Source organism: Nitrosomonas communis (genome assembly GCF_001007935.1).
Taxonomy (GTDB): domain Bacteria; phylum Pseudomonadota; class Gammaproteobacteria; order Burkholderiales; family Nitrosomonadaceae; genus Nitrosomonas; species Nitrosomonas communis.
The window spans coordinates 3925138-3939785 of sequence record NZ_CP011451.1; the positions used below are offsets into that span (position 1 = coordinate 3925138).

General features: G+C 45.5%; 16 protein-coding genes and 3 tRNA genes. 16 read left to right on the top strand and 3 right to left on the bottom strand.

The window, feature by feature from the left end:
* The first annotated feature begins 95 nt into the window (after window positions 1-95).
* The 8 genes from lptF to AAW31_RS17845 all read left to right on the top strand — a co-directional run bounded on the left by lptF (window position 96) and on the right by AAW31_RS17845 (window position 7732).
* Window positions 96-1169, top strand: coding sequence for an LPS export ABC transporter permease LptF (gene lptF, locus AAW31_RS17810; RefSeq protein WP_046851268.1), 1074 nt, complete (start codon window positions 96-98; stop codon window positions 1167-1169).
* Window positions 1169-2233, top strand: a complete 1065-nt coding sequence (gene lptG, locus AAW31_RS17815; protein WP_046851269.1) for an LPS export ABC transporter permease LptG — start codon at window positions 1169-1171, stop codon at window positions 2231-2233. Before lptF ends, lptG begins: the two co-directional genes overlap by 1 nt.
* Before the next feature lie 27 nt (window positions 2234-2260).
* Complete coding sequence (locus AAW31_RS17820) at window positions 2261-3484, top strand: CDP-alcohol phosphatidyltransferase family protein (protein WP_046851270.1); 1224 nt, start codon at window positions 2261-2263, stop codon at window positions 3482-3484.
* Window positions 3459-4460 carry a diacylglycerol/lipid kinase family protein gene (locus AAW31_RS22920; RefSeq protein WP_046851271.1) on the top strand — a complete coding sequence of 334 codons (1002 nt, stop codon included), beginning with the start codon at window positions 3459-3461 and terminating at the stop codon, window positions 4458-4460. Before AAW31_RS17820 ends, AAW31_RS22920 begins: the two co-directional genes overlap by 26 nt.
* Window positions 4461-4472: 12 nt before the next feature.
* Window positions 4473-5444, top strand: coding sequence for a hypothetical protein (locus AAW31_RS22925; RefSeq protein WP_046851272.1), 972 nt, complete (start codon window positions 4473-4475; stop codon window positions 5442-5444).
* A gap of 34 nt (window positions 5445-5478) precedes the next feature.
* Window positions 5479-6126, top strand: coding sequence for a DUF2959 domain-containing protein (locus AAW31_RS17835; protein ID WP_046851273.1), 648 nt, complete (start codon window positions 5479-5481; stop codon window positions 6124-6126).
* 216 nt (window positions 6127-6342) lie between these two features.
* Window positions 6343-6999: a class I SAM-dependent methyltransferase gene (locus tag AAW31_RS17840; RefSeq protein ID WP_046851941.1), complete on the top strand. Its 657-nt coding sequence runs from the start codon at window positions 6343-6345 to the stop codon at window positions 6997-6999.
* Between the two features lie 352 nt (window positions 7000-7351).
* A complete protein-coding gene (locus tag AAW31_RS17845) occupies window positions 7352-7732 on the top strand; it encodes a VOC family protein (protein ID WP_046851274.1) in 381 nt (126 codons plus the stop codon).
* Window positions 7733-7926: 194 nt separating this feature from the next.
* On the opposite strand, the gene xth is transcribed toward AAW31_RS17845, so the two are convergent.
* On the bottom strand, window positions 7927-8721 hold the full coding sequence (gene xth / locus AAW31_RS17850) for an exodeoxyribonuclease III (RefSeq protein WP_046851275.1): 795 nt from the start codon (window positions 8719-8721) through the stop codon (window positions 7927-7929).
* A gap of 336 nt (window positions 8722-9057) precedes the next feature.
* Between xth and fdxA the strand changes: the two genes are divergently transcribed.
* Window positions 9058-9381, top strand: a complete 324-nt coding sequence (fdxA, locus tag AAW31_RS17855) for a ferredoxin FdxA (RefSeq protein WP_046851276.1) — start codon at window positions 9058-9060, stop codon at window positions 9379-9381.
* A 192-nt stretch (window positions 9382-9573) separates the two neighbouring features.
* Here fdxA and AAW31_RS17860 read toward each other — a convergent pair whose 3' ends face one another.
* A complete protein-coding gene (locus tag AAW31_RS17860; RefSeq protein WP_046851277.1) occupies window positions 9574-10671 on the bottom strand; it encodes a transglutaminase-like domain-containing protein in 1098 nt (365 codons plus the stop codon).
* Between the two features lie 72 nt (window positions 10672-10743).
* Here AAW31_RS17860 and AAW31_RS17865 point away from each other — a divergent pair, with 72 nt between their 5' ends.
* From AAW31_RS17865 to AAW31_RS22385, 7 genes are all read left to right on the top strand, one after another.
* Window positions 10744-11424 carry an alpha/beta hydrolase gene (locus AAW31_RS17865; RefSeq protein ID WP_046851278.1) on the top strand — a complete coding sequence of 227 codons (681 nt, stop codon included), beginning with the start codon at window positions 10744-10746 and terminating at the stop codon, window positions 11422-11424.
* A gap of 128 nt (window positions 11425-11552) precedes the next feature.
* Window positions 11553-11627 (top strand) — tRNA-Gly (locus tag AAW31_RS17870).
* A gap of 107 nt (window positions 11628-11734) precedes the next feature.
* Window positions 11735-11808 (top strand) — tRNA-Cys (locus tag AAW31_RS17875).
* A gap of 19 nt (window positions 11809-11827) precedes the next feature.
* Window positions 11828-11917: transfer RNA gene (locus AAW31_RS17880), tRNA-Leu, on the top strand.
* A gap of 249 nt (window positions 11918-12166) precedes the next feature.
* Window positions 12167-12421, top strand: a complete 255-nt coding sequence (locus AAW31_RS22380) for an Arm DNA-binding domain-containing protein (RefSeq protein WP_235264583.1) — start codon at window positions 12167-12169, stop codon at window positions 12419-12421.
* Window positions 12422-12466: 45 nt separating this feature from the next.
* The gene (locus AAW31_RS23810) at window positions 12467-12745 is read left to right on the top strand and encodes a phage integrase central domain-containing protein (protein WP_407667754.1); all 279 of its coding nucleotides are present in this window, start codon (window positions 12467-12469) and stop codon (window positions 12743-12745) included.
* Window positions 12746-12775: 30 nt separating this feature from the next.
* Window positions 12776-13048, top strand: coding sequence for a tyrosine-type recombinase/integrase (locus AAW31_RS22385; RefSeq protein WP_052752347.1), 273 nt, complete (start codon window positions 12776-12778; stop codon window positions 13046-13048).
* A 673-nt stretch (window positions 13049-13721) separates the two neighbouring features.
* Here AAW31_RS22385 and hisN read toward each other — a convergent pair.
* Window positions 13722-14510, bottom strand: a complete 789-nt coding sequence (hisN, locus tag AAW31_RS17890) for a histidinol-phosphatase (RefSeq protein ID WP_046851279.1) — start codon at window positions 14508-14510, stop codon at window positions 13722-13724.
* Window positions 14511-14648: the final 138 nt, after the last annotated feature.

The window sequence follows — 14648 nt, forward strand, 5'->3', positions numbered from 1 at the left end:
ATTTAGAGAATGGTTAGATAACTACCGTGGTTGAATGCTTGGTGATGCGGCCCTCCATTCAAGCTAGATTAATATTTACAAAATAATCCGATTTAATGAAAATCATCGAGAAATACATCACACGAGAACTGCTCTTCCCTTTTCTTACTGTACTCAGCATTCTTGTGGGGCTTTTCGTTAGCTTCAGTATTGCTCGATTTTTGGCTGGCGCGGTCACTGAAACACTCGGCATGGTCGCCATGCTTCAACTAGTAATGCTCAAAACGATCATTGCTTTGGAGGTGTTGATCCCCATCTCATTCTATGTTTCTGTCATTTATGGATTAAGTAGAATGAGCAGGGATCAAGAAATGAACATATTACGTTCTGTCGGATTCAGCGATTACCGTGTGCTCTATACAGTATTATTAGTTGCGGCCCCTGTAGGCATCATGAGTGGTGTGCTCTCACTTTATGCACGTCCCTGGGCTTATGCTGAAACTTACATTCTCAACGCGCAAGCTGAAGCCGAACTCAATGCCAATCGTTTCCAGGCAGGGCGTTTTTACGGCAGTGAAAAGAGCGGGCGCGTGGTTTTTGTACAAGCCAAGGATGATTCTGGCATGCGCTTGGAAGAAGTATTTCACTTTATCAAGAAAGAGGGTATCAGTGAGATTGTCATAGCAAAGGAAGCCATTCAACGGCAACAGATATCACTGGAACAGCGGCCGCATATCGAATTGTTTGACGGCTATATTTATCGTATTGCCTACCCAAAAGATAGCGACAGTGTGATTCAATATGAAAAAATGACCTATTTTACTGAAAACGAGCAATCAAAATGGCATCGGCGCAAAGCTGCACCGACACGTATGTTATGGGGATCGGAAAGAACGCATGATATTGCAGAGCTTCAATGGCGGCTTTCCCGTCCAGTTGCAACTATTCTGCTGGCTTTGATCGCTGTCTCGTTTACGCGCCTTTCTCCCCGTCAAAACAAAAGCGACAAAACTTTTCTAATTGCCGCCACCGTGTTTGCTATTTACTATAATCTCAGCGGATTGGCTCAAACATGGGTAGAACAAGGCGTCGTCGCCGCCATACCGGGTATATGGTGGTTATATCTACTGCTTTTTGTTATCGCTGGACTGCTTTTGCCAGGCACAAGACAAAAATTATTTAGAAGATAATGAAAACTGCCTCCCGTTATATCGCCAAACAAATAGTAATGGCTATGGCTCTCGCTACGCTAGTGCTATTACCGTTATTCAGTTTCTTCGATTTATTAGAACAACTCGATGATGTCGGCAAAGGCACTTATCAGACGAGAGATGCCTTTCTATATGTTGCCATGCTAATTCCACGCCGGTTTATTCAAATTGTGCCCTTTATCGCGCTGCTGGGCACAGTTGGTGCGCTAGGCAAATTAGCCATTAATCTCGAGTTAGTGGCCCTACGTGTCGCCGGATTGTCACCCGCCCGGCTTAGTATCGTCCCTGTTGGCATTGGGATGGCATTAATTCTGATCATCGCTGTGATGGAACAATTCATCGCTCCACAGCTTCAGCAAAGAGCTGTTGCACTTCGGGCGACTGCAATGGATAAAACCGCTGAGCTAGGAAAAGGGCTTGGGATCTGGACACGCAATGAGCATAATATTCTACGTATCGGTGAAATCCTGCCTGGAAACATCGCAATTGATGTTGAAATCATGCATTTTAATGAACAGAACTTGCTTGCTACGCATACACATGCAAAGTTTGCGGATAACCTCAATGATGAATTATGGCGATTAAATAATGTGACTGTCAGAACATTCACAGAGAAAAATATCGCACTAACCACTGCCAGCACCGTAGAGTGGCAATCTTTTCTTAAAGCAGAAGATATTTCTACATTGACCAAGCCTCCCGAAAGCCTTTCCCCGGTGGAGCTAATACGACATACAGAATTTCTGCAAGAGACTGGCCAGAAAGTCGATGCATATCTCATGGCTATCTGGCGTAAGATAGGGAACGCATTTATGATCATCGCCATGATATTGCTGGGCATTCCCTTTATTTTTGGTTCGGTCCGTGAGGGATTGGGAGGTAAACTGACTCTGGCTACCGTCATCGGAGTCGGGGTTTATCTGCTCGACCAGATCATTGCTAATGCTGGCTTGCTGCTGCAATTGAATCTGGTATTAACATCCATTCTTCCCAGTTTAATCCTTATTACCTTGACCATTCTGTGGTTGCGGCGGATTTATTAATTTTTCACCCCATTTCAATTTTAGTTCATGTCGACAACTTATATTTATATCCTCGGTGAAAGCGAAACCAGCCTCTGGGGATTGAGTGGCCGCGAACGGCTGCTACGTACGGTAGCATCTCTCAAACAAACCCATCTGATTGATAACCCAGCAGACATTCCGGGCGATGCGCCTGCGCTGCTGCTGCGCGCCGATCATCTGTATGATGCCAGGGTGATTGCTGCTTTGATCAACTTGCAAGAAGACATCGTACTATATCATCAAGGCGACATGGCCGTTGCCGTACGTACTATCGGAAAAAATATCCCTACCCTGCTTCAAGCCTTGAGCAGTGCAAATATGCAAGCATTCTCCTTTATGAAGAAATACGCTCTGAAAGATTTACAGCTAGGTATCCAGCAGAATCTGAAGAAAAAAGAGCCGCCCTATATCCTCTCGATCAGTGCAGCTAATCGGGAGGCACTTGAATGGGAATTGTTCGCAGGCTCTTATAAAGGCGTAACCGACCTCGTCACCAAATGGCTATGGCCTATACCTGCATTTTGGGCAACTCATCTCTGTGTGCGCTGGAAAATAACGCCCAATCAGGTGACGTTGTTCAGCCTGCTATTAGCAATTTTCGCAGGAGTGGCCTTCTGGTACGGTTACTACGCAAGTGGTCTGGTCATGGGATGGTTAATGACTTTCCTCGATACAGTGGATGGTAAACTGGCACGCGTCACGCTTAGTTCAAGCCGGCTGGGCGATGTACTGGATCATGGCCTGGATATTATTCATCCACCGTTATGGTATGCTGCCTGGGGTGTCGGTTTAACGACCACCGCATTCCCACTAGCGAATCTGGAATTATGGTTCTGGCTGATATTTGTCGGTTACATTGGTGGACGTATCTGTGAAGGGTTATTCGAATTCTGGCTTGCACCTTTTGTCATGTTTATGTGGCAACGCATTGATTCGTTCAATCGCCTCATCACTGCGCGGCGTAATCCCAATCTGATTCTAATGACAGCAAGTTGGCTTGCTGACCGACCCGATATCGGATTCTTAATGGTTGTGGGCTGGCATGGCTTATCAACACTTTTTCTCGCCTGGCGAGTGCTCGTTGCCTGGCAAGTCCGACGCCTAGAAGGATCACTCACCTCGTGGATGGAAGCAATTGACCCAATACGAGACAGACAACAACTAGCGGTCAAAGTATTTACCCGCGTTCCTCTTGCTGAGAAAAATGGTAGCGCCATTACGCATCCATAGCCTGGAAACAGGAACAGCCCGTGTCGGATTGATCCTCAATCCATTGGGCGGAAAGGCACGGAAACGTCATAGCCTGATCAAGCAGTTACTGGCTGAGATACCCGGTATCCACCAGTGGATTGTCACTACTGCCGCAGATTTCGATGCTTCAGTAAAAGCACTCATTCAGGCAAAGATTGACTGGCTAATTATCCTTGGAGGGGATGGTACCTTTCAAGGGATACTCAATCGCCTCTATGCTTGGTTACCGTCTGAACAATGGCCGGTTCTGACGATCATTCCTGGCGGAACGACCAATATGACTGCACTTGATCTGGGCATGCGCGGCACACCGGATCATATCCTGCGCCGCTTAAAACACTATCTGCAGCAACCTGCTCCACGTCCAGCTCCCGTACTTGTTGAACGACCGGTATTGTGTATTGAACAAACAGGACGGGAAAAAATCTATGGCATGTTTTTGGGGCTGGGGCTGATTGCGCGCGGAGTCAAATTCTCGCGCAGCTCAATCAAACAAATAGGCATTACCGGAGATATTTTTACCACACTCATCGTATTACGCTCTTTATTAGGCACCTTTCTGGGGCGGCCGCAGCCTGAATGGGCACCGGTACAAATCACTATCGAAAACGAAACGGGATCAAGACGCGAGGAACGCTATTTACTAGTTCTGGTCAGTGCGTTGGAACAGCTATTGATGGGCATTCGACCTTATTGGGGAAATGAATCAGCACCTCTGCATGTTACTTTTGTTCGACAGTATAGCAAAAAATTCTGGTGCTCGATTTTGCCGTTAATCACGGGTCGTGGACATAACCTCAAGAAAGAAGACGGCTATGTCAGTTACAATACCCAGGTGCTGGAATTATCGCTGGATGATGAATATATCGTAGATGGCGAGCTGTTTCATGCCTCGCGCCAACATGGACCTCTACGCATCTCGGCTAGCGGACCCATCACCTTCCTCGTACTGTAACTTGAGTTAACGATGAAAAAGAACAAATCACTCCACACTGAGCAACCACCCGCACCGCTGGTAGAAATTATCGCTTCACAGAATGCCCAAACAGTTTCCCCTGATTTCGGGTATCTGACTGAGGCACTCAAACAGCGCTTTGCTGACTCGCTGGATGCCATCGTCCTGTATGGCTCCTGTCTACACACCAGCAATCTGTCTGAAGGCATCGCCGATTTCCACGTACTGGTCAATGATTACCGTAATGCCTACGCTAAGCGCTATCTCGCTCACCTGAATGCCTGGCTTCCTCCCAATGTATTCTATTTGGAAGTCAACCAGCAGGAAAAAATCTTCCGTGCCAAGTATGCAGTCTTTTCAACCGCCGATTTCGAATACGGCAACCGTTACTGGTTTCATCCCTATCTCTGGGCACGCTTTGCTCAACCGGCGCGATTACTCTATGCGCGTGATGATTTCATCCGTCAACGCGTTAATGTGGCTATGGCGCAAGCAGTCGTTAAATTCCTGAAATCGAGTCTGTTAGCATTGGAAGCACACGCATTAAATACTGAAGAAATCTGGACTCAGGGCCTGATGTTGACTTACGCCGCAGAACTACGCGCCGAACGGGCCACGCGAGCACGTCACCTCGCTCAGCTTAGTCTCAATCATTATGAACGTTTGACGGCTGCCGCTCTGCCCGCTTTAAACGGCTTGCTGACTGTTCAAACCGATGGGCCTTATTACTGTCAGGCTACGCCATCAGATAACCGACGAGCCCGCTTGTACTGGCGTCTCAGGCGCTGGCAGGGAAGAATCCTCTCGATATTACGCTTGAGTAAAGCTACACTGACATTTCATGACTACCTTAACTATGCTGCGTGGAAAATAGAACGCCATAGCGGTGTCCGGGTTGAAGTTACACCCATGCTGCGACGCTACCCGATCCTGTGGGGATTCAAGGTCATGTGGCTAATGCTGCGGCGGGGGATCCTCCGTTAATTTTTCATTGACTGATTCTTTTGAGGAAAACATCATGATGAGCTTATCTCGCTTCTTCGCTTGCCTGCTATTATTTTCTTTATCTGCTTGCTCCACCCTCTATTACAGTGGACTGGAAAAAATCGGAATTCCCAAGCGCGATGTGCTAGTGCATCGAGTGGAAAATGCGCGTGATACCCAAGAAGAAACCAAAGAGCAGTTCAAATCAGCTCTGGAGCAGTTCACCGCCGTGACCAACTTCAAAGGTGGTGACCTGGAAGCAGTCTACAAGAAATTGAACAGCGAATATGAAGCCAGCGTCGCTAAGGCGAACGAAGTCAGCGATCGCATTGCTGCCATCGAAGATGTCTCCCAGGCATTGTTTGACGAATGGGAACAGGAAATCGCCCAATATTCCAACGCATCACTTAAACGCAGCAGCCAGCAGAAGCTAGTAGCCACCCAAGCACACTACCAGCAATTGATCACCACCATGAAAAATGCCGAAAGCAAGCTTCAACCGGTGCTAACGGTATTCAATGATCAAGTCATGTACCTCAAACATAACCTGAACGCACAAGCAATTGCTTCATTGAAGGGAGAACTCGGCACACTCCAGTCTGATGTATCCTCACTCATTAGTTCGATGGAAAAATCTATCAATGAAGCTAATGCGTTTATTAAAACTATGGAGAAGAAGTGAGTATGTAGTTTGAAAGCCAACTCATTCATCTGTTAAGAAACAAAAGCAGCACGGTGAGAATCACGATAGTCGATACCATTTTTACGTAATAGTAATATGACTTCTGAGGTTGATACTAGTTAGCTGCCATAGGCCAAAAATATGCAGTTCAACAAATTTGTCTTCAACCATAACATGCGGCATTCTAACTTATCGAAGCACCCATTAAACTTTTCTATGAACTGCGACTCATACAACAGGATTGCCAGTCAGTGGGATGAATCCCGTAAAGAATTCTATGGGCGCGAGCAAGATTATCTTTATTTACTGTTGTCCGATTTACCGCATCATGCTTTAGTGTTAGATCTTGGCTGTGGTACCGGTCGTCCCATGGCAGAGTACGTGATTTCCAAAGGCCATGGAGTACTTGGCATTGAACAGGCCGAAGAATTAATCAAGCTTGCCAAGAAACGTTTTCCAGATGAGCAGTGGGTTCTGTCCCCTATTGAACAGTATGACTTCAATAACAATTTCCATGCTGCTATCATCTGGGATTCTCTATTTCATATTGATCGCTCGCGGCACGCCATTATCTTGCGCAACGTTGTCGAGAAACTGCCAGGAGGGGGAAAAATCATGCTTACAGTCGGCGGTTCTGCACACCCAGCATTTACTGACACTATGTTTGGGCAAGAATTTTTTTACGATTCTAATACGCCAGAGGATACTAACCATATTCTTCGTAGTCTAGGTTGTCAAATATTAGTAGGAGAATTCATGAACCTCCCCACCAAGGGTCGAGATAAAGGACGCTATGCTATCGTCGCGCAGAAAGTTGATAGACAGCAAACCGAAAATAAATTTAATACAGTGCAAAAGCAAGAATTTATCTAAAACAACAAGAAAAAGAAGATTAATGATAGCTATATATGCCGATCCTCATCATATCCCTTCTAATGAAGAGTATAAAAATCCAGCGCATATCGGCTTCTCATTTTTTTGTTGCCCTCCTTAACTACCTTAAGTAGTTTGGATAATTCCATTTCTAAATCAAAAATGACGCAAAAACGAGCCACAGACAGTATCAATACAATAATACGGCAAGGTGAAGCCGACAAAATCTGTTCTGATTTAAAAATGGAATAAGGTACTCGGTAACCGACGGCATCAGTAGTTCATAAAAAGTTAAGGATCCTGAACTCATTCTTGTGTTAACACATGATTTGCATTTTTAGGAGATATTCAAGTGAGCAATAACCCAGTGGGATGGTTTGAAGTCTACGTGCAAGATCTCGAGCGGGCTAGGCGTTTTTATGAAGCTGTTTTTGAGGTTAAGCTGGAACAGCTTAACTCTCCTTCGGAAATGAAAATAGAATTATGGGCTTTTCCGATGGAAAAGGATGGAAGAGGAATAACTGGCGCATTGGTCAAGAAGGAAGGCGTCTCATCCGGTGGAAACAGCGTATTGGTTTACTTTATATGCACTGACTGCGCATTTGCGGCTGCTCGTGCGGCCGCTTCTGGAGGAAAAATAGTGCAAGAAAAGAAATCCATTGGTCAATACGGCTTTATTTCTTTGGTGGTGGATACCGAAGGCAATATGATTGGTCTACATTCGATGGAATAGCGTTACTTTGAGAGATAACTCAGAAATATCTCAGGGTCGGCAAACGCATTGAAATGTCTCTGAATAAATCACTGGGCTCGTAACAGAGGGTAATTGGCTTATTGATTTATGATTCAGCTTGCGCGAAAACACTCAATTGGGATGATTCAAATCCTCCCGCGCCGAACCTGACCAGCTGCTAACGAGTTGTCCGGTTAGTTACAGGATCGAGCTTGTTCCAAGTCCTGGGCAATTTCAACTATAACGGGAGTATGATCAGAAGGCCGTTCCAATTTTCTGGGCTCCTTATCGATCATGCAGCTTTTACAGATACTGGCCAGCTCGCTGCTGAGCATGATGTGGTCAATACGCAATCCCCTGTTGCGGCGGAAAGCGAGCATACGGTAATCCCACCACGTGTATGATTTATCTGGCTGATCAAACAAACGAAAACTGTCAGCGAAACCGAGTTTTAATAATTCCTGGAAGGCATTTCTTTCGGACTCACTGCAAAGTACCTGACCTCTCCACAAATCGGGAGCATGCACATCTCGATCTTCCGGTGCAATATTAAAATCTCCGAGCAAAGCTAAGCGCGGATATTGCTCCAGCTCCTTACTGAGCCATCGGTTCAGTGCGTCTAACCACATTAACTTATATTGATACTTATCCGATACAATACTTTCCCCATTGGGCACATACACACAGACGACGCGTACATCTTCATAAGTCGCCGCGATGATTCGTTTCTGGCTATCATCCAAATTGGGAATTGCCGTAACTACATCAGCTCCATTTTGCTTACTTAATAGCGCAACGCCATTAAACATTTTCTGTCCAGTATAAACGGAGTGATAGCCAAGCGCTGCAATCTCAGTGGCTGGAAAAAACTCGTCCTGCAGTTTAGTTTCCTGTAAACATAATATATCTGGTTGATGGGCCACTAACCAGTTAATGACCTGCGGCAGGCGAACTTTAAGTGAATTAACATTCCAAGTAACGATTTTCATAGTATTCAGTATTTATTTTTATTATTCATCTGTTTCTGCAGAACACATGATATCCTCTGCATGCAACCCGTCGCAATGCCCAGCATAATATTCGTTAATTCAGTGAGTTATTAAAATGAGTACAGGATATGTTTTAATAAGCTTGAGTCAATGCAATAACCTTCTATATTAAAAATAACCATGCGTTCTGCTTTTGAAACATTAAATTAATCCATTTTTACAGCATTATTCCGACTCTCTCTTTGAGAAGACCGCCGACAGAGTAGTAGAGCTCCCTCAATTTCTGATAAAATTCAGCATTCTGAATCTTATAAGTACCACGCAAGGAATTCCATCATGACTTATGTAGTAACTGAAAGCTGTATCAAATGTAAATATACTGATTGTGTCGATGTATGCCCGGTGGATTGCTTCCGCGAAGGTCCCAATTTTCTAGTAATTGACCCTGATGAATGTATTGACTGCACGTTATGTGTAGCTGAGTGCCCTGTGGAAGCGATTTATGCTGAAGATGATGTTCCTGACAATCAACGTGGTTTCATTGCCCTTAATGAGGAATTATCCAAAATCTGGAAACCTATCATCGAGAAAAAAGATGCGCCGCAGGATGCTGATGAATGGGCCACTGTTAAGGACAAACTGGATAAACTAGAGCGCTAACTCGTATTTAAATATACTCTCATGCCGTCTTGCTCATTATTATCTGTTCAACGGTATCAGCAGAAACCAATATTCAAGATCATAAGCACTGATTGACACTCATTGCCCTGATGAGTCTTTATAAGGGCAATGAGTTTATCTAACACAAACCCACTTCCTCATTATCCTGTGCACGAGATTTTTTCTGATTATCTAAAGTTTTGCTCCTGTACCAATCAATGCTGCTGACACAATTTTATATGAAAATGTTTGCGGATCAAGGTTATCCAATTGCTTTCCATCTATTTCAGCATGTGGATACAGGAAGAAGGGTACTTTTCCTGCTTTGCTATTCTGACCCAAGGTAATATTTTCTCCATGGTTAAAAGCCACCCAATTCATTTCCCAAGTGCCGAACAATTTTTCTCTCAATGCGGTAGTTTGCTCATGATTGCGCGGCAAGTTATCTAATGCGATGACTTCACACACACCAGCCGGATCAACGGGCACCCAGCCAGGACCGGCAAGGTAAAACTCCGCATGGCAATGCTGCGCTGTACTGATATCGCCAAACTTACCTAAATTTTTGTTCAACGCTGATTCGTCCATCCGGATACCAAATTGCTGCCGTGCAGGAATGCCTGAGGCGCGCGCCAAGCCAACGAATAAGCCATTAATGTCCGCACACTTTCCTTTCAAGTTGCCATTTGCCAGCATTTGCTTAATATCGCCCTTTCCTCTACCACGCACGCTCTGATCATGAGCAGCATTATCAATTACCCAATTGTAAATAAGCCTGGCTTTCTGCAAAGGAGAACTGTTTTTACTTTCTTTGGTAATGGCAGAAGCGGTTTGGTGCACAATCCCATCTAATGGTATTTGTTGCGTAGATTGCAGGAAACGTTTGATATTGTCAGGAATAATTGCTTTGGCTGGTGCATTATAATGTTGTAGATCAATTTGCCGTTGTGCAGTCTTGACGATGCTGCTCACTGTGACAAGGCGCTCTCCATCCCCGCTCCATTCAGCATAAAATGCAGGAAAATCCGTTTGAGGAAGGGTATAAAACTTTGCTGATTTGGCGTTACCATTCCAAACACTCCCTTGAGTAAACTGATAAGGCGTGTCGTTGGTATCCGGCAATGGTAACCAAAGACGTGCATGCTTACCCGTTGAAGGTAACGTCACTTGATATGACAACCGATAACTGCGCCATTTACTAGAACTCGCGGTTTGCGCAAAAGTTGATGGAGTGATAGGAAGCAAGGTAATACTTGCACCGATCAATTTGATAAAATCCCTGCGTTTCATGCACATCTCCTGTAACCTGTATAGCTTTTGAAAAACAAATTTTATTATTAATCGAATCAATCAGTCTCTATCATGCCCACCCCTTTATCACAGCAACTTCCAGCAATTGAGCTAGAAACAGGCGCACAACCAACTCATTCAATTTTGTGGATGCATGGGCTTGGCGCTGACGGTAATGATTTCGTGCCTATTATACATGAGCTCAAGCTACCACCTGACACCGCAATACGTTTTATTTTTCCTCACGCACCAAAACAACCGGTAAGCATTAATCAAGGCTTTATTATGCGTGCATGGTATGACATTAAGCCTCCAAATTTAAATCATTATGAAGATGAAGCAGGTATTCGTCGCTCCCAATATGCAATCACGGCACTGATTGAGCGAGAAAATCAACGTGGCATTTCTTCTAACCATATTGTATTAGCTGGATTTTCTCAAGGAGGCGTCATGGCTTTACAAGTTGGCCTGCGCCACCCAGACAAATTAGGAGGCATTATGGCGCTATCAAGTTATCTACCGTTAGCGCATACCCTTGCCAAGGAAACACATCATGCTAATACCTCCACCTCCATTTTTATGGCGCATGGCAGCCATGATCCTATTGTACCAATCCACCTGGCGAAAACTTCCCGGCAACAGCTAGTGGAAGCCGGCTATCAAGTTGAATGGCATGAGTATCCAATGGAGCATTCTGTCTGTTCTGAGGAGCTGGCCGATATAAGCAGATGGTTACAGCAAGTGTTGCGATGATAGATTGAATCGTAAAATAACGATTTAAGGAAGACTGGATCCATGCGTTTCTTGACAAAATAAACAGCACCTTTATAATCCTCTCTTTATTTCTGAATTGTGTTGTTGAGTACGTAGAACTCAGAATTGCGGGAATAGCTCAGTGGTAGAGCACAACCTTGCCAAGGTTGGGGTCGCGAGTTCGAGCCTCGTTTCCCGCTCCAATATCGAGATAAATTGGATTTTTTTAGCAAATAGATAAAAAATCCATATCATATTATTCCTCGTGGTGTTACGATACAGACCACATTCTGATCTTAAAAAAATAATTGGCGGGGTGGCAGAGTGGTTATGCAGCGGCCTGCAAAGCCGTCTACGCCGGTTCGATTCCGACCCCCGCCTCCAAAATCAGCCTGTTTCGATTGCCCGGATGGTGAAATTGGTAGACACAAGGGACTTAAAATCCCTCGGACCTTATACGTCCATGCCGGTTCGATTCCGGCTCCGGGCACCAAAAGAACGTTTCCTGAAGTATCCCTCCGTATCAAACACATTGAATTTACTAGCATTTAGATAAATTATTAGTCTCCTATAGTATAACAATGTATCTGGACATACCGTCAAAATGACGATATTTTTGACGGTACTTTTACCTACCGTCATATGAGATACCGTCAAATGCTCACAGATATCGCAATACATAACGCTAAACCGAAAGACAAGCCCTATAAAATAGGCCGATAGTGGCGGCTTATATTTGCTGGTGCAATCCACGGGGAAGTATTGGCGCATGGATTACCGCTATGCAAATAAGCGTAAAACGCTGGCTATCGTTGTTTATCCAACCGTTACCCTTACTGCTGCACGTAAGAAAAGAGATGAGGCAAGAGATTTGCTAGCTAAGGGTGTTGACCCAAGCCTAGCTAAAGCCATTAACAAGCAAGTCAAGAAACATGCTCACGAAAACACATTTGAAGCTATAGCACTTGAATGGCATATTAAACAATCAACTACTTAGGCAGAGTCAATTAGCGCCAACATAAAACGATGCCTGGAAGCGGATATATTCTCCTGGCTAGGCAATCGACCCATCAAGGATATTAATGCACCAGAATTACTGGCAGTACTACGCAGGATTGAAAGCCGTGGGGCACATGAGAAAGCTCAACGGACACGGGAATATGTAGGCCGGGTTAGATATGCCATACAAACCGGACGCGCTGAACGTGACCCTAGTGGCGATTTAAGAGGGGCATTAACGCCAGTTAAAGCAAAGCACATGCCTGTATTACCGATCCTAAAGCTATTGGGGGATTACTATGCTCAATTAATGGCTTTGTAGGTTCATACACCACCAAATGCGCGTTACAGCTTGCCCCACTGGTTATTCGTTCGACCGGGTGAACTACGCCATGCAGAATGGGTAGAAATTGATTTTGACAAAAAAGAATGGCGCATACCCGGCCATAAAATGAAAATGAAAGAACAGCACATCGTTCCTTTATCACGTCAAGCAATTGAGATTTTTAGAAGCCATTCAGCCATTAACAGGGAATGGGAAATATATCTTCCCAAGTATAAAAAGTACCGTCAGACCAATGTCAGAAAATACCGTCAACTCAGCGCTAAGGCGCATGGGCTATGAAAAAGACGAGATGACCGGGCATGAGGTGTGCTGTCAAAAGTGGAGTCCATTGGTTTAAGCAGCGAGCAGATTTGCATAATATCGCTGCTTAAATTGTGCTAGTGGAATAGCCCTGCTAAACAGGGCTCATGCAGGGCTGAAACGCGCCAGGATTGCGTTAGAGCTATTATTTTATGGCGAGGATGTTTCTTTCTATATATGCCCTACTCTTTTTTTATCCTAAAGTTTCATAAATAAGAGCCGTTAAAAGTGTTTCATGATATAGCATTTGTCATGAACTTCTCGAATGTGAAATAAAACCCTCACTAGGTATCGTCCTACTTGGTGAGGGTTTTCTTATGCTTTGCTTGAAGATAGCAAAAGATTACAGAGAACTAATAGCAAAAAATACCCGCTAGACCTTTAACGATCAATCAAGGGAGTGCAATCAGATTACACCAGCTCTAGTTTTAGGAATAAATCATCATACGCCAGAAGATGTGCGGTCCTTAGTGACGACCGCACCTAGAGCAACGACATGGATCCGTCAGACTTTTAACGATCTAGCGGGTTTGTTTAATTAACGTGAGTTCGGCATAAGGAAAAGTGAGCTTCCTCGAACGTTCGGCGCGGATGAAGTCGTCGGCGAAAGCAAGGTGGCGGGTTTTGTTGGTCATGGAAACTTGCTGAATGCTCAAGCGCAGCCGTTAAGCAGGCGCAGCGCCTCGTAGTGCAGAGTCGGCGTTGCCGAAACGAGGACTGAACCACCCTCCTCGGCCCGTTCACCATCCAGCCGTGTCACGACGCCTCCGGCTTTCTCGATAATGGGGATCAGCGCTACGATGTCGTAGGGTTGAAGCGAGGGTTCAACGGCGAGGTCAATGCGACCTGCCGCCAGCATAGCAAGCGCATAGCATTCGCCGCCATAGCGGGTCATTCGCACCGACGCGGCGAGGCGGTCGAATCCTTGCTTGAGATCGCCGTGATAATCCTCGGGCGAGGTCGTGTGCAGGATCGCCTCCGACAGTGCGCCGACATTGCGGGTGGAGAGAGGCTGGCGCTTGCCAGCGCGCTCGTACCACGCACCCTCGATGTCCGCCCAGAAGCGTTCGCCGATAAAGGGCTGGCTCATCATCCCCATCTCGGCCCGGCCGTCGACGGTAAGGCCGATCAGCGTCCCCCATACGGGAAGACCGCAGATGAAGGGACGGGTTCCGTCTACCGGATCCAGCACCCAGCGAAAATAGCCGTTACCAGTCTGACCCAGTTCCTCGCCTAGGATCGCGTGATCAGGATATTCGGCTTCGATTGCGGCGCGAATCGCGATCTCAGCCTCTCGATCCGCCTCCGTAACAGGATCGAAGGTGTCGCCCTCGTTGAACTTGGTGTCGACTGCAAGCTCGGTCCGATAGCGTGGCATCGTCTCGGCGTCGGCGATGTCCGCCAGGCGGTGAAGGAAATCGGCGTTAGGTAGTTTGGACATGATCAAGCTCCATTTGTGCATGTTGGGCGCGCGAACAATCACCCACGCTAATATTAGTAAGAAAAATTGTATGCTGATGCATTATTGTCTGCCTACTGGTTATTCCTTAGCATCATTAAGTAAAAATTTGGATTGGTT